The organism is Pseudonocardia oroxyli (assembly GCF_900102195.1).
In the GTDB taxonomy this organism is placed as follows: Bacteria; Actinomycetota; Actinomycetes; order Mycobacteriales; family Pseudonocardiaceae; genus Pseudonocardia; species Pseudonocardia oroxyli.
Genome location: NZ_FNBE01000006.1, coordinates 20,239 through 38,776, shown reverse-complemented (window position 1 = coordinate 38,776; position 18,538 = coordinate 20,239). Strand labels below are relative to the sequence as shown.

17 protein-coding genes are annotated in these 18,538 nt (G+C 75.3%); 8 read left to right on the top strand and 9 right to left on the bottom strand.

The features are described 5' to 3' along the window. Positions 1-2: 2 nt before the first annotated feature. The 3 genes from BLS43_RS10710 to BLS43_RS10700 all read right to left on the bottom strand — a co-directional run bounded on the left by BLS43_RS10710 (position 3) and on the right by BLS43_RS10700 (position 4,235). The gene (locus tag BLS43_RS10710) at positions 3-1,985 is read right to left on the bottom strand and encodes a glycosyltransferase family 39 protein (RefSeq protein ID WP_093081584.1); all 1,983 of its coding nucleotides are present in this window, start codon (positions 1,983-1,985) and stop codon (positions 3-5) included. 65 nt (positions 1,986-2,050) lie between these two features. Then, on the bottom strand, positions 2,051-3,487 hold the full coding sequence (locus tag BLS43_RS10705; RefSeq protein WP_093081578.1) for a sensor histidine kinase: 1,437 nt from the start codon (positions 3,485-3,487) through the stop codon (positions 2,051-2,053). A gap of 4 nt (positions 3,488-3,491) precedes the next feature. Then, positions 3,492-4,235, bottom strand: coding sequence for a response regulator transcription factor (locus tag BLS43_RS10700; RefSeq protein ID WP_093081573.1), 744 nt, complete (start codon positions 4,233-4,235; stop codon positions 3,492-3,494). A gap of 108 nt (positions 4,236-4,343) precedes the next feature. On the opposite strand from BLS43_RS10700, the gene BLS43_RS10695 reads away from it, so the two are divergent. Then, positions 4,344-5,867, top strand: coding sequence for an acetyl-CoA acetyltransferase (locus BLS43_RS10695; protein WP_093081568.1), 1,524 nt, complete (start codon positions 4,344-4,346; stop codon positions 5,865-5,867). A 25-nt stretch (positions 5,868-5,892) separates the two neighbouring features. Here BLS43_RS10695 and BLS43_RS10690 read toward each other — a convergent pair whose 3' ends face one another. Both BLS43_RS10690 and BLS43_RS10685 read right to left on the bottom strand, forming a co-directional pair. Beyond that, positions 5,893-6,618, bottom strand: a complete 726-nt coding sequence (locus BLS43_RS10690) for a siderophore-interacting protein (RefSeq protein WP_093081564.1) — start codon at positions 6,616-6,618, stop codon at positions 5,893-5,895. Positions 6,619-6,673: 55 nt separating this feature from the next. After that, a complete protein-coding gene (locus BLS43_RS10685) occupies positions 6,674-7,264 on the bottom strand; it encodes a TetR/AcrR family transcriptional regulator (RefSeq protein WP_093081561.1) in 591 nt (196 codons plus the stop codon). A 63-nt stretch (positions 7,265-7,327) separates the two neighbouring features. On the opposite strand from BLS43_RS10685, the gene BLS43_RS10680 reads away from it, so the two are divergent. The 6 genes from BLS43_RS10680 (at position 7,328) to BLS43_RS10655 (ending at position 14,771) form a co-directional block, all read left to right on the top strand. Next, positions 7,328-8,773: a flavin-containing monooxygenase gene (locus BLS43_RS10680; protein ID WP_093081556.1), complete on the top strand. Its 1,446-nt coding sequence runs from the start codon at positions 7,328-7,330 to the stop codon at positions 8,771-8,773. Positions 8,774-8,788: 15 nt separating this feature from the next. After that, positions 8,789-9,724: an o-succinylbenzoate synthase gene (locus BLS43_RS10675; protein WP_093081551.1), complete on the top strand. Its 936-nt coding sequence runs from the start codon at positions 8,789-8,791 to the stop codon at positions 9,722-9,724. Positions 9,725-9,800: 76 nt separating this feature from the next. Beyond that, positions 9,801-10,742, top strand: coding sequence for an NAD(P)/FAD-dependent oxidoreductase (locus BLS43_RS10670; protein WP_093081546.1), 942 nt, complete (start codon positions 9,801-9,803; stop codon positions 10,740-10,742). Positions 10,743-10,779: 37 nt separating this feature from the next. Then, a complete protein-coding gene (locus BLS43_RS10665; protein ID WP_093081542.1) occupies positions 10,780-12,186 on the top strand; it encodes an AMP-binding protein in 1,407 nt (468 codons plus the stop codon). A 36-nt stretch (positions 12,187-12,222) separates the two neighbouring features. Further along, positions 12,223-13,695: a CYTH and CHAD domain-containing protein gene (locus BLS43_RS10660; protein WP_143030003.1), complete on the top strand. Its 1,473-nt coding sequence runs from the start codon at positions 12,223-12,225 to the stop codon at positions 13,693-13,695. A gap of 71 nt (positions 13,696-13,766) precedes the next feature. Next, a complete protein-coding gene (locus BLS43_RS10655) occupies positions 13,767-14,771 on the top strand; it encodes a PHP domain-containing protein (protein ID WP_093081532.1) in 1,005 nt (334 codons plus the stop codon). A gap of 7 nt (positions 14,772-14,778) precedes the next feature. Here BLS43_RS10655 and BLS43_RS10650 read toward each other — a convergent pair whose 3' ends face one another. The 4 genes from BLS43_RS10650 to BLS43_RS10635 are packed head-to-tail and all read right to left on the bottom strand — an operon-like array spanning position 14,779 to position 17,268. Then, positions 14,779-15,324: a DUF1707 SHOCT-like domain-containing protein gene (locus BLS43_RS10650; RefSeq protein ID WP_093081527.1), complete on the bottom strand. Its 546-nt coding sequence runs from the start codon at positions 15,322-15,324 to the stop codon at positions 14,779-14,781. Then, on the bottom strand, positions 15,321-16,502 hold the full coding sequence (locus BLS43_RS10645) for an RNA polymerase sigma factor (RefSeq protein ID WP_093081522.1): 1,182 nt from the start codon (positions 16,500-16,502) through the stop codon (positions 15,321-15,323). Before BLS43_RS10645 ends, BLS43_RS10650 begins: the two co-directional genes overlap by 4 nt. Next, positions 16,499-16,834: a YciI family protein gene (locus BLS43_RS10640; protein WP_093081518.1), complete on the bottom strand. Its 336-nt coding sequence runs from the start codon at positions 16,832-16,834 to the stop codon at positions 16,499-16,501. The genes BLS43_RS10645 and BLS43_RS10640 overlap by 4 nt, the downstream gene beginning before the upstream one ends. 44 nt (positions 16,835-16,878) lie before the next feature. After that, positions 16,879-17,268: a cupin domain-containing protein gene (locus BLS43_RS10635; protein ID WP_093081515.1), complete on the bottom strand. Its 390-nt coding sequence runs from the start codon at positions 17,266-17,268 to the stop codon at positions 16,879-16,881. A gap of 188 nt (positions 17,269-17,456) precedes the next feature. On the opposite strand from BLS43_RS10635, the gene BLS43_RS10630 reads away from it, so the two are divergent. After that, positions 17,457-18,443 carry a glycoside hydrolase family 16 protein gene (locus tag BLS43_RS10630; protein WP_143030002.1) on the top strand — a complete coding sequence of 329 codons (987 nt, stop codon included), beginning with the start codon at positions 17,457-17,459 and terminating at the stop codon, positions 18,441-18,443. Positions 18,444-18,538 lie beyond the last annotated feature (95 nt).

The window sequence follows — 18,538 nt, the reverse complement described above, 5'->3', positions numbered from 1 at the left end:
CGTCAGGCGGTGGTGCCGCCGCTCAGGTCGTAGAGGGTGACGCCGTCGACGGTCGTCGCGGCGAAGTTCTGCTGCACCCACTCGGCGATGCGGGCCGCGGCGTCGCTGCCACCCGTCGCGGTGCCGCCCATGATCGCGCCGCCGACGAACCAGTGGATCTCGCCCCGCGAGACGTCCTGCTGGAACTGCGCGAGCGTGGGCGAGGGGTCCGTGCCGTTGAAGCCGCCGACCGCCATGACCGGGCTCCCGGTGGCCAGCTGGTAGCCCGCCGCGGTGTTCGACCCGACGGCGGCGGCGACCCAGGTGTAGTCCGCCGCGTTCTCCTCGAGCAGAGCCGTGACCTGCGCGGACGGGGTGGTGGTGCCGAGGAGGCCCGCGAACCCGCCCCCCGGCGCGCGGCCACCGCCCCGGGCGGGGCCGCCGGGGAGACCACCCGGCCCGCCCCCGAGACCGCCGCCGCGCAGCGCGCCGCCCGGCCGCCCGCCGAACCCGCCGAACCCGCCGGGTCCGCCGGGTCCGCCGAACCCGGCGCGGGCGGCGCTCGCCGCCCCTGCGCTGGGGATGGCCCCGGTGTGCGGCTCGGCCGCGGTGGCGATCGACCAGGCCGCGGAGCCCGCCAGCGAGGCGAGGACCGCGACCGTCACCACACCTGCGGTGAGGAGCCGGGGGAGCCGGTGCACGCCGAGCAGCGCGCAGGCGGCAGCGAGGCCCAGCGCCAGGGACGTCCAGCTCAGCCAGGGCTGCCAGGAGCCCAGCAGGACGGCGCCCCACACCGCGGCGGCCGCCACGGAGGCGGCCAGCAGCACCCGTGGCGCCGCCCGGTCCCGGACCCGCCACAGCTCCACCGCCCCGATCCCGACGAGCGCGGCGATCGCGGGCGCCAGGGCCACCGTGTAGTACGGGTGGATGATCCCGGCCATGTAGCTGAACAGCAGCCCGGTGACCAGCAACCAGCCGCCCCAGGCGAGCACCGCGGCCCGCAGCCGGTCGGTGCGGGGCCGCCGCCAGGTCAACCAGACGAGCGTGGCCAGCAGGATCAGCGCCGTCGGCAGCAGCCAGGACGCCTCCGACCCCATCTCGGACCCGAACAGCCGGGTGAGCCCGGTCTGTCCCCACCCGCCCCCCGCGCCGCCGCCGACGCTGCCGGTCTCGTCGCCCGTCAGCCGCCCGAGGCCGTTGTAGCCCCACACGAGCTCGAGCACCGAGTCGTGCTGCGACCCGCCGATGTACGGCCGCGACCCGGCGGGCCACAGCTCCACGACCAGCACCCACCAGCCGGCGCTCACGACCATCGCGAGGCCGGCGAGCAGCACGTCCCGGACGCGCCGTCCGATCCCCGTCGGGGCGGCCACCAGCCACACCGCCGCCAGGACCGGGACGATCAGCCAGGCCTGCAGCATCTTGGTGAGGAAGCCGAGGCCCAGGAACACCCCGGCGAGCAGGAGCCAGCGGCCCCGGCCGTGCTCCAGGCCCCGCAGCGTCGCCCAGACCGCGGCCACCAGGAGCAGGACCAACAGGGCATCGGGATTGTTGAACCGGAAGATCAACGTCGCGACCGGGGTCAGCGCGAGCACCGCGCCCGCGAGCAGCCCCGCGGCGTGTCCCGACGTGCGCCGGACCGTCGTGTACAGCAGGGCGACGGCGCCGATCCCCATGAGCGCCTGGGGCACCAGGATGCTCCAGCTGCTCAGCCCGAAGACCCGGACCGCGAGCCCGGTGACCCACAGCGCCGCGGGGGTCTTGTCGACGGTGATCGAGTTCGCGGCGTCCGAGGACCCGAAGAACCACGCCTCCCAGTTCTCCCCGCCCGCCTGTGCGGCCGCGGAGTAGAAGGCGTTCGCCCACCCCGAGGCCGCGAGGTTCACCAGGTAGAGGACCCCCGTGCCGATCAGCAGTGCGGCGACCGAGGCCCGCTCCAGAGCCCGGCCGCGCGACGGCGGCGCCGGGGTGTCGGGGGCGGTCGGCCGGGAGAGAGTGCTCGTCACACGGACGACCCTGGCCGGGCCCGCTGTGCCCCGACGGTGCTCCACCTGTGCGGCGGCTGTGCGTCCTATCCCGCGAGTCCCCCACTCTCGACACGCGAGTCGGACATCGGGAGGCGGACGGTGAACGCGGTGTGGCCGGGGCGGCTGGTCAGCTGCACCGTGCCGCCGTGGGCGGCCACCACCGCGTCGACGATGGCCAGGCCCAGACCGGTGCCGGGGGTGTCGTTGCCGGCCCGGGCCCGGCCCGCCGAGCCGCGGGCGAAGCGTTCGAAGACGTGCGGGGCCAGGTCGGCGGGGATGCCGGGGCCGGTGTCGGAGACCGTCACCACCGCGCCCGGGCGCAGGCCGACCGTGACGTGGGTGCCCGCGGGGGTGTGGGTGCGGGCGTTGGCGAGCAGGTTCGTGAGCACCTGGGTGAGCCGGGAGGCGTCCCCGGTCACGGTCACCGGCTCGTCGGGGAGGTCGAGCTCCCAGCGGTGGGTGCGCCCCGCGGCGTGGGCGTCGGAGACGGCGTCGAGCACGAGGCGGGTCAGGTCGACCTCGGTGCGTTCTAGCGGCCTGCCCGCGTCCAGCCGGGCGAGCAGCAGCAGGTCCTCGACCAGGGCGGACATCCGCTCGGCCTGGGAGGTGATGCGCGCCAGTGGGTACGCCGAGCCCGCCGGGTCGCGCAGGCTCAGCTCGGCGTACCCGCGGATGGCGGCGAGCGGGGTACGCAGCTCGTGGCTGGCGTCCGCGACGAAGCGACGCAGCCGGGTCTCGCTCTCCTGACGGGCGTCGAGCGCACCGGAGACGTTGTCCAGCATGCGGTTCAGCGCGACCCCGACCTGACCGACCTCGGTCCGGTCGTCGGGCTCGGGGACCCGGGTGGCCAGGTCCACCTCCCCGGAGTCCAGCTCCATCGTGGACACCGCGGCGGCGATGCCCGCCACCTCCTCCAGCGGGCGGAGCTCCCGGCGCACCACGACCAGACCGACCGCCGCGGCGCCCGCGAGGGCCACCCCGATCACGATCAGCTCGATCACCACCAGCCGGTTCACCACGTCCGTGACCTGCTCGGCGGGCTGCCCCACCACCAGGACCCCGTCGGCGGTGGTGAGCGCCACCACGCGGTACGCACCCAGCGACAGGTCGACCGTCCGCGGGTACGGACCGGGGGAGACGGCGGCGAGCACCGCCTGGTCCGCCGCCGACACCGGGCTGGACGAGCCGCGCCGGTCGGTGACCGCCGCGTCCTGCACGGTGTCTCCCACGACGACCGCGCCGACCGTGCGCGGACGCTGCGCGGGACCGAGGAAGTCCGTCGGCGCCCCCGGCGGGGCGGGCTGGCTGCGCGACACGGCGAACCGGCTGGCGGCGCTGAGGACCTCGGCGTCGAGCTGTCCGTAGAGGAAACCGCGCAACGCCAGTGTGGTCGCCACCCCGATCACGGCGCCGACCAGCGCGAGCAGCAGCAGGACCGTCGCCACCAGCCGGGCGCGCAGCGTCCGGGCGCGCAGCGTCATGCCGTCATCCCGATGCGGTCCCCGGTTTGAGCACGTAGCCGGCCCCCCGGACGGTGTGGATCATGGGTGCGCGGCCCGCGTCGATCTTCTTGCGCAGGTAGGAGACGTAGAGCTCGACGACGTTGGACTGGCCGCCGAAGTCGTAGTTCCACACGCGGTCGAGGATCTGGGCCTTCGACAGCACGCGCTTGGGGTTGCGCATGAGGAAGCGCAGCAGCTCGAACTCGGTGGCGGTCAGCTCGACCGCGGTGTCGCCGCGGTGGACCTCGTGGGAGTCCTCGTCCAGCACGAGATCACCGACGACGAGCTCCGAGCCCTGCCGCGCCGCCGTCATCCCGGCCCGGCGCAGCAGCCCGCGCAGCCGCGCGACCAGCTCCTCGAGGCTGAAGGGCTTGGTCACGTAGTCGTCGCCGCCCGCGGTCAGCCCCGCCACCCGGTCCTCGACCGAGTCCTTCGCGGTGAGGAACAGCACCGGCACCTCGGGGGCGCTCGCGCGCAGCCGCTTGAGCACCTCGAGCCCGTCGAGGTCCGGCAGCATCATGTCCAGGACGACCGCGTCCGGCGCGAACTCCCGCGCCGTGCGGACCGCGGCGCGGCCGTCGCCCGCGGTGCGGACCTCCCAGCCCTCGTAGCGCAGCGCCATCTGCAGCAGGTCGGAGAGCGTGGCCTCGTCGTCCACCACGAGCACGCGGACGGGCCCGCCGTCGGCCCGGCGCAGTGGTGCGGACTGCTCGCTCACCTCGGACATGATAGGAGCGTGCCCCCGACCGCTGTGGTGGCGGTGAGCGTCTCCTGTGCATCGGCTGTGGACGGGGTGACCGGCCGCGGCGCCGCCGCGCTGTACTAGGTTTCGCCGGTGCTCCCGGAGAGATCGCCCGTGCTGGTCGGGATCGGCCAGGTGCGTGGCAACCGGGACCGGACCGTGGCGGGGGCCCGCGAGCCGCTGCGCCTGCTCGCGGACGCCGTGCAGGCCGCCGCCGCGGACGCCCGCGGCACCCGGATGCTCCGCGAGCTCGACGCGATCTCCCTGACCCACACCGCCAGCTGGGCCTACGACGACCTGCCGCGGCTGCTCGCCGACCGGCTCGCCGCCGAGCCCGCGCGGCGGGAGTCGGCACCGGTGGGCGGACACCAGCCCGCCGCGCTGCTCGACGCCGCCGCCGCCCGGATCGCCGCCGGGGAGACCCGGATCGAGCTGGTGGCGGGGGCCGAGGCGGCGGCGTCGACGACCGTGCTGGACCGGGCGGGCGTCGACCCCGGAGCGGACCTGGGCTGGACCACCGACCCCGGCGGTCCGGCCCCCATCGGGCCGGACGACCTGGGCTCGCCCGCGATGCTCGCCGCCGGGATCGCGCTGCCGCGGCGCTTCTACCCGATGGTCGACACGGCGCTCGGGCACGCGCTGGGGGAGAGCCCGGCGGAGACGATGGCGGCGGGCGCCGGGGTGTTCGCGGCGCTCTCCAGCGTGGCGGCCGAGAACGAGTACGCCTGGAACCCCCTGGTGCGCAACGCCTCCGAGGTCGCCTCGGTCCGCCCCGAGAACCGGATGATCTGCGAGCCCTACCCGCTCGCGATGAACGCGATGCCGCTGGTCGACCAGGCCGCGGCGCTACTGGTGACCTCGGTCGAGACCGCCCGCGAGCACGGGGTGCCCGAGAACCGGATGGTGCACGTGTGGGGCGGCGCGGGCGCCGCGGACACCGCGGACGTGCTGAGCCGCGCGGACCTCGCGGGATCGCCCGCCCTGTGCTCGACGTTCGACCGGGCGCTCGCCGCGGCGGGTCTCGCGGCCGACGAGCTCGACCTCGTCGACGTCTACTGCTGTTTCCCGGTCGTCCCGCGGCTGGCGGCGCGCTACCTCGGGCTGCCCCTCGAGGCGACGGCGGGCGCGACCGGTGGCCACTCGGCCTTCGGCGGGCCGCTGTCGAGCTACACGCTGCACTCGCTCGCCGCCTGCGCCCACCGGATCCGGGCGGGCGCGCGGACGGCGCTGGTGCACGCGAACGGCGGGTACCTGACGCGCCAGCACGCCGTCGTCCTGGCGGCGGAACCGCACGTCGACGGGTACGTCGGCGATCCCGTCCCGCACGACGCGGCGGAGCCGGGCCCGCGCCTGGTGGACGCGGCGGGGGAGGTCACGGTGGAGGCCGCGACCGTCGAGTACGACCGGGACGGCCACCCCGCCCAGGCCTACCTGATCGCGCTCACCGACGACGGCGACCGCATCGCGGGGTGCACCGCGGAGGGCGACGCCGCCAGCGCCCGCACGCTCACGCTCTTCCCGGACGGCCCCGCGGGGGAACCGGGGGAGGCCGTCGTCGGGCGGCGGGTGCGGGTCACGCGGGTCGGCGAGCGCATCCAGGTGGACCCGGCACCGTGATCCCGAGCTGATCCGGCTACGGCGGTCAGCGCGCCCGCCAGTACCCCGTCGCGTAGACCTTGCGCCGGTCGAACCTCCTGGGGCCCAACAGGTGTGCGCGGATCTCCTTCACCGCGGCGGACTCGCCCGCGAGCCACGCCTGGCCCACGCCCTCGGGGAGGACCGCGTTCTCGACCGCCGCCACGAGCGGTTCCCCGGCGGGGGCGTCCCCGCGGTGCACCCAGGTCACCGGCAGGTCCTGCTCCTCGGCGGCGTCCGCCACCTCGACGAACCCGAGCACGGTGGCGCCGGGCAGCGCCTCGAGCACCGTCGCGATCGCGGGCAGCGCCGACTCGTCCCCGATCACCAGGTGGTAGTCGGCCTCCTGCGGCTCCCAGCGCCCGCCGGGCTCCGACACCCCGACCCAGGCCCCGGGCTCGGCGGCCTGCGCCCACGCGGCGGCGGGCCCGTAGCCGTCGTGCACCACGAAGTCGACGTCCAGCTCCGCGGCCGCGGGGTCGAAGCGGCGGACCGTGTAGGTGCGGATGGTGGGGCGCGCCTCACCCGTCGGCCACACCGGACCACCCGTGCTCGCCCGCGGGACCGCGGGCCGCAGCTGCCCTTCGACCGGGAAGAACATCTTGATCCGACGGTCCGGGCCCTCGCCCGGGAAGCCCGCGAGCTCGTCACCGGTGAGGGTCACCCGGATCATGCGCGGGGTCACGTCGGTGCGGCGGCGCACCTGGAGCAGGCGAGGGGCGGTCGTCGTCACGGTCTTATTCTGCGACTTCGTCGCCCGTGCGCGGTAAGTGGTGCCAGAGCACCACTTACCGCGCACGACCCGAATCGCCTGCGCGTGCGCCCAGGCCCTGCCAGGCGAGGTCCATGAGGTACTCGGTGGCCTGTTCGGCGGTCACCGACGGGTCCTGCTTGCGCCAGTGCGCCAACCGTTCACAGGCGCCGACGATCACCCGTGCCCAGCCCTGCAGGCGCTGCGGGTCCGCGGTCGGGTCGGCGGCCCCGAGCAGGGACGCGATGAAGTCCGTCTGCTGCGCCCGGATGTCCTCGATCGCCTCGGCGGTGACGCTCGACTCGGCGTAGACGAGCGCGGAACCGCGCCGATCGTCGAGGAACCGGAAGAAGGCCAGCGTGCCGCGGCGGAGCATGTCCTCCGGCCCGCTCGCCTCCATCGCGGCCTGCGAGGTGGCCTCGAGCAGCTGCGCCCGCGCCTGGGTGACGCACGCCAGCAGCAGGCCCTCCTTGCTGCCGAAATGGGTGTACAACACCGGCTTGGTGACGCCGACCCGCTCGGCCACGGCGTCCATCGAGGTGTTGGCGTAGCCCCGTTCGGTGAACACGGCCACGGCCGCGTCGAGGATCTGAGCCTCCCGTTCCGCGCGGGTGAACCGGGTCCTCATGGCTCGACCCTACAGGTTACCGGTGGTAAGTTACCGCCGGTAACACCCAAGGGAGGGGACGCCATGATCGACACGCTGATCGTCGGGAGCGGGTTCGCCGGTCTCGGGGCCGCCGTCAAGCTGGACGAGGCGGGCCGCCGGGACTTCCTGATCCTCGAGAAGGGGGACTCGCTGGGCGGCACCTGGCGGGACAACGTCTACCCGGGCTGCGCGTGCGACGTCGAGTCCCACCTCTACTCCTTCTCGTTCTTCCCCAACCCGGACTGGACCCGGACCTTCGCCCGCCAGCCGGAGATCCGCGCCTACCTCGAGGCGACGGCCGACCGCTACCGGCTGCGCGACCGGATCCGGTTCGGCGTGCAGGTCGTCGGGGCCGAGTGGGACGGCACCGCCTGGGACGTCCGCACCGCCGACGGCGAGACCCTGCGCGCCCGGTTCGTGGTCTTCGGCACCGGCGCCCTGCACGAGCCGCAGGTCCCCGACATCGAGGGGCTGGACCGCTTCGCGGGCACCGCCTTCCACTCCGCCCAGTGGGACCACTCGGTGGATCTCGCGGGCAAGCGGGTCGTGGTGATCGGCACCGGCGCGAGCGCGATCCAGTTCGTGCCCGCCATCGCGCCGGACGTCGCGCGGCTGACCCTCTTCCAGCGCACCGCCCCCTGGGTGCTGCCGAAGCCGGACCGGCCCATCTCCTCGTCGACGCGGCGGCGGTTCCGCCGGTTCCCGCTGCTCCAGCGCCTGCAGCGGCTCTCGCTCTACTGGCGGCACGAGGCACTGGTCGCGGGCTTCCTGCACCCGCGGATCATGCGGGCCGTGCAGGGGCTGGGAAAGGCCTACCTGCGCAAGGTCTTCGCGGGTGACCCCGACCTGCGCCGCACGGTCACGCCCGACTTCACCATGGGCTGCAAGCGCATCCTGATGTCCAACGACTACTACCCGGCCCTGCGCCGCCCGAACGTCGCGGTGGAGACCGCCGCGATCTCCCGGGTCACCGAGACCGGCGTGGTGACCGCGGACGGCGTCGAGCACCCCGCGGACGTCATCGTGTTCGGGACCGGGTTCAAGGTCGCGGACGGGCTGGCGAGCATGGCGATCACCGGGCGGGACGGGGTCAAGCTGGCCGACGCCTGGGCCGAGGGCCCGGAGGCGCTGCTCGGCACCACGGTGGCGGGCTTCCCGAACCTGTTCACGATCGTGGGCCCGAACACCGGGCTGGGCCACAGCTCGATGGTGTTCATGGTGGAGTCCCAGGTCGACACCGTGCTCGACGCCATGCGCACGGTCGACCGGCACCGCGCCGTCGCGATCGACACCCGGCCGGAGGCCCAGGCCCGGTTCAACGCCGAGATCCAGGACCGGCTGTCGACGGCGGTGTGGGCCACCGGCGGCTGCGCCAGCTGGTACCTCGACGAGCACGGCCGCAACCGCACCCTGTGGCCCGGCTACACCTTCAGCTTCCGCAGACGCACCCGCCGCATCGACCCGGGGCACCACGAGATGATCGCCTGAGTACCGTCGGGCGCCGTGGACGTCTACGCCATCCCGCTGACCACCCGGTTCCGCGGGACCACCGTCCGCGAGGGGCTGCTGATCGAGGGCCCCGCCGGATGGGGTGAGTTCTGCGCCTTCCCGGAGTACCCCGACGCCGAGGCCGCGGCCTGGTTCGCCGGGGCGCGGGAGGCGGCGTTCGACGGCTGGCCCGCGCCCGTCCGCGAGATGGTCCCGGTGAACTGCATCGTCCCCGCCGTCGGGCCCGAGCAGGCCGCGGACATGGTGCGCGCCAGCGGATGTGCCACGGCGAAGGTCAAGGTCGCCGACCACCCGGACTCCGCGGGGGAGGACCTCGAGCGGGTCGCGGCCGTGCGAGACGCCCTCGGGTCCGCCGGGCACGTCCGGGTGGACGCCAACACGGGCTGGGCCGTGGACGAGGCCGTGGTCGCGATCCGGGCCCTGGACCGGGCCGCGGGGGGACTGCAGTACGTGGAGCAGCCGTGCGCGACCCTCGACGAGCTCGCGGCCGTGCGGCGCCGGGTGGACGTGCCGATCGCGGCGGACGAGGCCATCCGGAGGGCCGCCGACCCGCTGCGGGTGTCGCTGACCGACGCCGCGGACGTCGCGATCCTCAAGGCCCTCCCGCTCGGCGGAGTGCGTCGGGCGTTGCAGGTGGCGGAGGCGGTCGGGCTGCCCTGCGTGGTGTCCTCGGCGTTGGAGTCCAGTGTGGGGCTGGCCGCGGAGATCGCGCTGGCCGCGGCGCTCCCGTCGCTCGACTACGCCTGCGGCCTCGGGACGGGGCGGCTGTTCACCACCGACGTCGTGGCCGACGCCGACCGCCTGCTCCCGGTGAACGGCGAGCTCCCGGTCCTGCGCCGCGCCCCCGACCCCGTCCGCCGCCACCAGGTCGCGGCGGACGCCGAACGCACGCGGTGGTGGCGGGAGAGAGCCGGCCGCCTCATCACCTGACCGCCATCGGGCCGGGATGTGGTCACTCGGGCGTGGGCTGGGCCCGCGGTGGAATCGGTTCTAGGCTGGCCCCGTCATGAGCGTCGTGGTGGTGGGGGCCGGGCTCGCGGGGGTCGCGTGTGCCCGGGCGGTCGCCGCCGCGGGGATCCCCGTGCGGGTGGTCGACCGCGCCGCCACGGTCGGCGGGCGGATGGCGAGCTCCCCGCACGACGGACGCCCGGTCGACATGGGCGCCGCCTACTTCACCGTCCGGGACCCGGAGTTCGCCGAGGTCGTGGCGGAGTGGCGGTCCGCCGGGCTCGCCCGGCCGTGGACCGCCGAGCTCGCGGTCCTGGAGCACGGCGACCGCTCGCGTGCGCCGGGCCCGATGCGCTGGGCCGCGCCCGCCGGGCTGCGCAGCCTGGTCGCCGCGCTCGCCGAGGGGCTGGACGTCGAGCTGCGCCGCGAGGTCGGCCGGGTCGAGGCCGGCCCGCGGGTGGACGGCGAGCCCGCGGACGTCGTCGTGCTGGCCATGCCCGATCCGCAGGCCGCCCGGGTCCTCGACCCGGGGCTCCCCGAGGTCGCGTTGCTCGCGGACCGGCCGTGGCGGCCGACCGTCACCGTGGCCGCCGGGTACCCGGCGCGGGCCTGGCCCGAGCTCGCCGCCGCGTTCGTGAACGACCATCCCGTCCTCACCCTGGTCGCGGACGACGGCGCCCGGCGCGGCGACGACGTCCCGGTCCTGGTGTCGCACACCACCGCCGAGGTGGCGCGCCGGTTCGACGCGGACCCCGCCGCGGCCGTGCCCATGGTCGTCGAGGCGGTGCGGGAGCTCCTCGACCTCACCGACGACCCCGTCTGGACCGACGCGCACCGCTGGCGCTTCGCCGCCCCCGAGCACGCCCGCGCCGAGCCGTTCCACCTGGGGGAGAACGGGATCGCGCTCGCGGGCGACGGGTGGGGCAGCTCCCGCATCGAGACGGCCTGGCGCTCGGGTCACCTCCTGGGCCGCGAGATCGCCCGCCGCCACACCCGCTGACCCGGGCCGGGTCGGGTCGGCCACGCATAATGCGCCCATGCCCGACGCGCTGCTGCCCGGCCTGCTCGATCCCTCCGACGCTCCCGCGCTCGCCTTCCCCGACGGGGCGCTGACCTACCGGGAGCTGGCGGCGCTCGCCTCGCACCTCGGGGCGCGGCTGGCCGGGCGCAGCCGGGTGGCGGTGTGGGCCACGCCCACGCTCGCGGCGGCGACCGGGATCGTCGCGGGGCTGCGCGCCGGGGTCCCGGTGGTGCCGATCAACCCGAAGGCGGGTTCACGGGAGCTGGCGCACATCGTGGCGAACTCGGCGCCGGAGCTGGTGCTGGCCGCGCCCGGTGAGGACGTCCCCGTGGACCTGCCGCGGATCGCCGTCGACGTGGCCGCCCGCCCGGAGCCCGCGCCGGTCCCGGCCGAGCCGGACCCCGCGAGCCCCGCACTGGTCGTCTACACCAGCGGCACGACGGGCCCGCCGAAGGGCGCCGTGCTCTCCCGCGGCGCCCTCGCCGCCGACCTCGACGCCCTCGCCGACGCCTGGGCCTGGACCGCCGCGGACCGCCTCACCCACGCCCTCCCGATCTTCCACGTGCACGGCCTCGTCCTCGGCACGATCGGCCCGCTGCGCCGCGGCGGCTCGCTGCTGCACCTCGGCGCGATCTCGGGCGCCGCGCTGGCCGCCGCCGTCGCGGGCGGCGCCACGATGGTGTTCGGCGTTCCGACCCACTACCACCGGCTCGCGGCGGACTTCGAGGCCGATCCCGTTGCGGCCCAGGCGGTCGGCGGCGCCCGGCTGTTGATCTCCGGCTCCGCTGCGCTCACCGCCGTCGACCACGCGCGGATCGAGAAGACGACGGGGCTCGCCGTCCGGGAACGCTACGGGCTCACCGAGACCCTCATCCTCACCGCGGCCAGGGCGGACGAGGAACCGGTGGTCGGGACCGTCGGACGGCCGCTGGCCGGCACCGAGGTCCGGCTGGTCGACCAGGGCGACGGGCTCGGGGCCGTCGAGGTCCGGGGGCCGCAGCTGTTCTCGGGCTACCTCGACCTGCCCGACGCGACCGCCGCCGCCCGGACCGCGGACGGCTGGTTCCGCACCGGCGACATCGGCCGCTGGACCGACGACGGCCTGCTCGCCCTCGTCGGCAGGCAGGCCACGGACCTGATCAAGTCCGGCGGCTACAAGATCGGGGCCGGGGAGATCGAGAACGCCCTCCTGGAGCACCCGGACGTGGCGGAGGCCGCCGTGGTGGGGGTCGCCGATCCGGACCTGGGCGAACGGATCGTGGCGCACGTCGTCGCGACGGGGGTGCCGCCCGCGCCGTCGGTGTTGATCGACCACGTCGCGTCGCTGATCGCACCCCACAAGCGGCCCCGCGAGATCCGCTACACCGACGCGCTGCCGCGCAACGCCATGGGCAAGGTCCAGAAGAAGCTGCTGTCACCCTGACGATTGACGCGCGGCCGGGTCGGGCACCCCTGGAGCATGTCTGTGCGCACGACCACCTCCGCCGCGTCCTCGTCCGTGCACTACCGCGCCCCCGCCCGGGCGGGCGCGCCCAACCTGAGCGGGCTGGCAGGCGTCCGGTCCGTGGCGGAGGGCGACCAGGAGGTCCTGGAGGTCGAGCGCTACGACTCGCCGGACCTGCGGCTGGCCACCTCGGGGATCGTGCTCGCCGTGCACCGTTCGAGCACCGAGGCGCACTGGCACCTGGACCTGCCCGACGCCGTCGAGGGGGAGCAGCTCCGCGTCCCGGCGCCGCCGCCGGACGTCGAGGGCGTCGACCCCGCCCTGCCCGACGAGCTGCACGAGCTGGTCCGCGGCGTGCTCCGCGGCGCCGAGGTCGGGCCGGTCGGTCGGATCCGCCGGGTGCGGACCCGGGCGTCGCTGCGCGGGGGCAACAACCGCGAGATCGCCGCGCTGGTGCGGGACGAGGTCCAGCTCGCGACCCTCGGCGCCGAGACCGCCCTCGAGAACTGGTCCGAGGCGGAGGTGACCACCAGCCGTCCGGCGCTCGCCGACGCGCTCCGGGAGCGCCTGGCCCAGGCCGCGGCGGTCCCCACGGACGCGACGGCCGAGGCCGAGCTCGACGCCCTGCTGCGCCGGACCGCGGCCCCCGCGCCCGAACGGGCCCGTGGCCGCAAGGGCTCCGCGGGTGCGGCGCTGCTCGTCTACCTCGGCACCCACGCGGACCGGTTGGCCGCCGCGGACATCGGCGCCCGCCGCGACGAGGAGGACGCCGTGCACCGGATGCGCGTCGCGGCCCGCCGGATCCGCAGCGCGCTCAAGGCCTACGACTCACTGCTGCGGGGTCCGCGGGCGGACGCGCTCGCCGAGGAGCTGCGCTGGCTCGGCCGGGCGCTCGCGGGGGCCCGCGACCTGGAGGTCCAGGAGGAGCGGATCGTGCGGGAGATCGACGCGCTGCCGGCGGAGCTCGTGCTCGGGTCGGTGCAGGCGCAGGTCACCCGGCACTTCGCCCGGGCCCGCGCCGAGGCGCGCGCCGCCACGCTCGCCGCGCTCGACTCTGACCGCTACACCGCGCTGCGCGGTGCGCTCGAGCGGTTCCTGCAGGACCCGCCGCTGGCGAAGGACGCCCGGTCGACGAAGGGGCTGAAGGCGGGCGAGGCGAAGGCGCGCAAGCGGTTCACCAGGCGGCTGGAGGCGGCGCGGCGCGCGCTCGTCGCGGGCGAAGGGGCGGACGTCGCCCTCCACGACGCCCGCAAGGCGGGCAAGCGGGCCCGCTACGCCGTCGAGGTGGCCGGCCGCAAGCCCACGGCGCTCAAGGCCCACACGCGAGCCCTCGGCGAGCACCAGGACGCCGTGGTGAGCCGCGAGGTCCTGCGCGACCTGGGGGCCCGCGCGCACACCGACGGCGAGAACGGTTTCACCTTCGGCATCCTCTACGGCCGCGCGCTCGCCGACGCCGCCCGCATCGAGGAGGGCCTCGCCTCCCGCTGACGGTCGTGCGTGGGAAGTGGTGCTCTGGCACCACTTCCCACGCACGGGCGGCGAAGCCGCAGAATGAGACGATGACGGCCGCCCGGGACCCGATCGCCGATCTGCGCCGGATCGCGTTCCTGCTGGAGCGCGCGCACGAGTCGACCTACCGGGTCCGGGCCTTCCGCAACGCCGCCGCCGCGCTGCGGACGGAGGCGGCGCGCGGCAAGGACGTCGCGACGCTGGACCTGCGGGACGTCAAGGGTGTCGGCGAGGTGACCGCCCGCTGCGTGGCCGAGTCGCTGGCGGGGGAGGTGCCGGTCTACCTGCGCCGGTTGGAGGCGACCGAGGGCGTGGAGCTGGACCAGGCCGCCGTCGCGCTGCGGGAGGCGCTGCGCGGGGACTGCCACAGCCACACCGACCAGTCCGACGGCGGCTCCCCGCTCTGGGAGATGGTCGAGACCGCGATCACGCTGGGCCACGAGTACGTGGTGATCACCGACCACTCGCCGCGGCTGACGGTCGCGAACGGCCTGTCCCCCGAGCGGCTGCGCCGCCAGCTGGAGCAGATCGCCGAGCTCAACGCCGGGTTGCGCGGGTTCCGGGTGCTCACCGGCATCGAGGTGGACATCCTCGACGACGGGGCGTTGGACCAGGAGGAGGAGCTGCTCGCCCAGCTCGACGTCGTCGTGGCGAGCGTGCACTCGAAGCTGCGGATGCCGCGCGCGGAGATGACCGAGCGGATGCTGACGGCCGTGGCGAACCCGCACGTCGACGTGCTGGGGCACTGCACCGGGCGGATGGTCACCGGGCGGCGCACGCGGCCCGAGTCGGAGTTCGACGCCGACGCCGTGTTCGCCGCCTGCGCCGAGAACGGCGTCGCCGTGGAGATCAACTCGCGCCCGGAGCGGCTGGACCCGCCGAAGCGGCTGCTCCGGCTCGCGGTCGAGGCGGGGTGCGAGTTCACCCTCGACACCGACGCCCACGCCCCCGGACAGCTGGACTGGCTCGACTACGGCTGCACCCGCGCCGTGCAGTGCGGGGTGCCTGCGGAGCGGATCCGCAACACCCGACCGGTGGAGCAGCTGCTCGCCTGAGCGGGCCTCAGCGGGCGGAGCGGACCGTGACGTCCCCGATGAGCCCCCACACCCGCACCCGCACGACCGGGGTCCCCGGGACGCGCGGCACGGGGGCGAGATCGACCTTGCGGTCCCCGAGCAGGGTGAAGCCGCCGACCTCCACCTCCACCCCCTCCGGCACGGTGAGCACCGTGTCCCCGAGGACCGACCAGGTGCCGACGGTGATCGGCTCCGTCCCCTGCTCGACGACGGCGCCGCGCAGGTCGAGGTCGACGTCTCCGATCAGCAGCACGGCCGTCGTCCTGCGGCGCAGGGACCAGCGTCCGCGGCGCGTGATGTCCCCGATCACCCCGATGAGGGCCGAGCGCCCCGGCTTCGTGCCGCCGACGACGGGGACCGGCAGGTCCGCGGTGGTCCGCTCGATCTCGGCCCCGGAGCCCGCGGCCCAGACCGCGCCCGCCCGGTCGGTGAACTCGTCGAGCGTCAGGCGGCCCTCGCCGACCGCCCGTTCCAGCTGCTGCTGGGCCGCGCGGCGGCGGGGTTCGAGATCGTCCGGGAGCGCGGCGGTCATTCCCCGAGCTTAGTGTTTTGTCCGATTCGGTCCAGTCTGTTCCGGAGCCGGTCCCGTTCGGCGTCGGAGCCCGCCAGGCGCAGCGCCTCCTCGTAGCTCGCGATGGCCTCGGCCGTGCGACCGAGCCGTTCGAGCAGGTCAGCGCGGGTGGCGGGCAGCAGGGGGTAGGTCCGGAGCTCGGCGTCCGCGGGCAGGGCCGCGAGCCCGGCCTCCGGCCCGTCCCGCAGGGCGAGGGCCGCCGCCCGGTTCAGCGCGACGACGGGGCCGGGGCTCAGCCGGTACAGCACGTCGTAGAGCGCGACGATCTGCGCCCAGTCGGTCTCCGCGACCGACGGGGCCTCGGCGTGCAGCGCGGCGATCGCCGCCTGCACCCCGTAGGGTCCGGGCGGCCCGCCGGTCAGCGACGTCTCGGCGAGCGTGGTGCCCTCGGCGATCGCCGAGGCGTCCCACCGGGTCCGGTCCTGCTCCTCGAGCGGGACCGTCCCGTTCCGGGCGCGGGTCAGCAGCATCAGCCCGAGCAGGCCGGCGACCTCGCGTGCCGGCAGGAGCCGGTGCAGGATCCGGCCCAGCCGGACCGCCTCCTCCGCGAGGTCCACCCGGTCGTCGGCGTACCCGGCGGTGAAGACCAGGTAGACGACCTGCAGGACGCCGGGCAGCCGCGCGGGCAGCTCGTCCGGCCCGGGGACGCGGAACGGGATCCGCGCCTGCCGGATCTTCTTCTTCGCCCGGACGATCCGCTGCGCCATCGTCGCGGTGGGTACGAGGAAGGCGCGGGCCACCTCCGGGGTCTCCATCCCGGCGAGGCAGCGCAGGGTCAGCGCGGTGCGGTCCTCCGGCGCCAGCGCGGGGTGGGCGCAGGTGAAGAACAGGCGCAGCCGCTCGTCGGGCAGGCCGTCCGCGAGCTCCGGCGCGGGCTCGTGGCGTTCGCCCTCCGCCGCGATCAGGGCGAGCCGCTGCGCGTAGGCCTTGTCCCGGCGCAGCCGGTCGAGGGCCTTGCGGCGGGCGGTGGTCAACAGCCAGGCACCGGGTTTCGCGGGCACACCGTCTCGCGGCCAGGTGCGTAGCGCGGCCTCGACGGCCTCGGAACACACCTCCTCGGCCAGGTCGAGGTCGCCGTAGCGGTGCACGAGGGCGGCGAGCAGCCGCCCGCGCTCCTCGCGGAAGACCTGCTCGATCATCCGAAGTCGGCGACCGGCCGGACCTCGACCGCCCCGCCGTCTCGGGAGCCGGGGCAGGAGGCCGCCCAGTCCAGGGCCACGTCCAGGTTCGGCACGTCGATCACCACGAACCCGCCGAGCAGCTCGCGGGTCTCGGCGAACGGGCCGTCCGTCACCGTGCGGGCACCCTGCCTCACCTGCACCGTCGTCGCGGTGACGAGATCGGCGAGGGACTCGCCGGAGACCTTGACCCCGGAGTCCCGCAGCGTCTCGTCCCACACCTGCCAGTCCTGGAACGTGCACTCGGGCTCGGTCACGTCGGTGCCGGCGAAGATCAGCAGCATGTACTTCACGATGTCCTCCGTCTGTCGGTCGGTCGTGGTGACGACGAACGGGATCAGCCCGGATCGACAGCCGGCTCGAAGTCGGCGAAGTCGAAGCCGGGGGACACCACACAGGAGACGAGGGCGGGCTCCGGCCCGGCGAGCCTGGCGGACTGCCACGCGTGCGGCGGGACGAGCTGCTGGGGGTGGTGGGCGTCGAGGGAGTAGCGGCCACCGTCGATCCACAGCTCGACCCCGGAGCCGGAGTGCCACAGCCAGAGCTCGGACGAGCGGACCCGATGGCGCTGTGACTCCCCGTCGAGCAGGTACAGGATGGCGGTGGCGCTCGGTCGCGGACCGTACTCGGTCTGGACGGTGACGGGCGCGGTCCAGGTGCGGCGGTACCACCCTCCTTCGGGGTGCGGGGCCAGGTCGAGGGCGGTGGCGAGCGCGGGTGGCGGCATTCGCCCGAGTCTGCCGGCCGGTCACGGGTGGTGAGAGTCCACCGTGACCCGTGGTGACGGTGAGCAGTGTCGCGAGTGCGCTCGGCCACGAAAGGGTGGCGCGCGACCGGGTGACTGGGCTGGAATCCCTCACGATCTGGTGTGAAATGAGCGCAGTCCTGATGCAGATGTGACAAGAGGTGCTCGTGATGCGCTCCACGGTCCGGTCGCGGATGCTCGCCCTCGCGCTGAGTGGGTGCGCGGTGGTGGCACTGACCGGCCTCGCCGCGACCCCGGCCGAGGCCGCCGAGCAGACCCCGGTCCCGGCCGCCGAGCCGGCTCCCGTCCCGGCCGCCGAGCCGGCCCCGTCCGGCACGCAGCCGTCCCACTGCGCCACGACCGCCGCGGACACCCTCGGCTGGGGGCGGCCCACCCGGCAGTCGGACTTCGACGGCACGAGCCTGCCGCCGGACTGGCACGCCTACGGCCCCGAGCCCGGGCACGACAAGAAGGGGCAGCGGACGCCGGAGCAGATCACGGTGGCCGACGGCGTCGTGACGGTCGCGGGGGACGAGCAGGGCGACACCGGCGCGATGAGCTGGCACCCCGGTCAGCAGTACGGCCGCTGGGAGGCCTGCGTGCGCTCCGCCCCGGGCGCGGGCGGCTACCACCCGGTCATCCTGCTGTGGCCGGTGAAGGAGGACTGGCCCGTCGGCGGCGAGATCGACTGGATGGAGATCAGCGCGGACGACCGGCAGGACGCCGACTTCTTCCTGCACTACGGCGAGAACAACGACCAGGAGTACGGCACGGTGACCCACGACGCCACCGAGTGGACGGCGTGGGCGCTGGAGTGGACCCCCGAGCGGATCACCGCCTACGTCGACGGCAAGGAGTGGTACTCCACCACGGAGACCGGCCACTTCCCGCCCGGCGCCATGAACATGACCGTCCAGCTCGACATGTTCCCGCCGGTCTTCGGCGAGACCTCGATGCAGCTGGACTGGGCCCGGCAGTGGGCGCTGCCGGAGAGCGTCCCGGCGCAGCTGTCACTCGCCCCGGGCGCCCCGGCCACCGGCCAGGGGGACCTGCACCCCGACCGCACCCCGAAGCCGCTCGACGAGCTGCCCGCGGCCGCCGTCCCGGACGGCGCGGGCAGCGCGGGCGGCGCGGCGCGGACCGGCCGGGGCGACTGAGACTCACGGGGGCGGGGCGAAAGGTACTGGGGCCGCCTCGCTCCCGTGAACCACGTGGACGGCGACGATGCTGGGGAGCCCTCGTCGCCGTCCCC

Excerpts from the sequence above, each read along its gene's own strand:
- BLS43_RS10655 (WP_093081532.1), top strand. The coding sequence starts at position 13,767 with ATGACGGCCGCCCGGGACCCGATCGCCGATCTGCGCCGGATCGCGTTC.
- BLS43_RS10705 (WP_093081578.1), bottom strand. The coding sequence starts at position 3,487 with ATGACGCTGCGCGCCCGGACGCTGCGCGCCCGGCTGGTGGCGACGGTC.
- BLS43_RS10630 (WP_143030002.1), top strand. The coding sequence starts at position 17,457 with ATGCGCTCCACGGTCCGGTCGCGGATGCTCGCCCTCGCGCTGAGTGGG.
- BLS43_RS10635 (WP_093081515.1), bottom strand. The coding sequence starts at position 17,268 with ATGCCGCCACCCGCGCTCGCCACCGCCCTCGACCTGGCCCCGCACCCC.
- BLS43_RS10670 (WP_093081546.1), top strand. The coding sequence starts at position 9,801 with ATGAGCGTCGTGGTGGTGGGGGCCGGGCTCGCGGGGGTCGCGTGTGCC.
- BLS43_RS10685 (WP_093081561.1), bottom strand. The coding sequence starts at position 7,264 with ATGAGGACCCGGTTCACCCGCGCGGAACGGGAGGCTCAGATCCTCGAC.
- BLS43_RS10680 (WP_093081556.1), top strand. The coding sequence starts at position 7,328 with ATGATCGACACGCTGATCGTCGGGAGCGGGTTCGCCGGTCTCGGGGCC.
- BLS43_RS10665 (WP_093081542.1), top strand. The coding sequence starts at position 10,780 with ATGCCCGACGCGCTGCTGCCCGGCCTGCTCGATCCCTCCGACGCTCCC.
- BLS43_RS10645 (WP_093081522.1), bottom strand. The coding sequence starts at position 16,502 with ATGATCGAGCAGGTCTTCCGCGAGGAGCGCGGGCGGCTGCTCGCCGCC.
- BLS43_RS10660 (WP_143030003.1), top strand. The coding sequence starts at position 12,223 with ATGTCTGTGCGCACGACCACCTCCGCCGCGTCCTCGTCCGTGCACTAC.
- BLS43_RS10650 (WP_093081527.1), bottom strand. The coding sequence starts at position 15,324 with ATGACCGCCGCGCTCCCGGACGATCTCGAACCCCGCCGCCGCGCGGCC.
- BLS43_RS10700 (WP_093081573.1), bottom strand. The coding sequence starts at position 4,235 with ATGTCCGAGGTGAGCGAGCAGTCCGCACCACTGCGCCGGGCCGACGGC.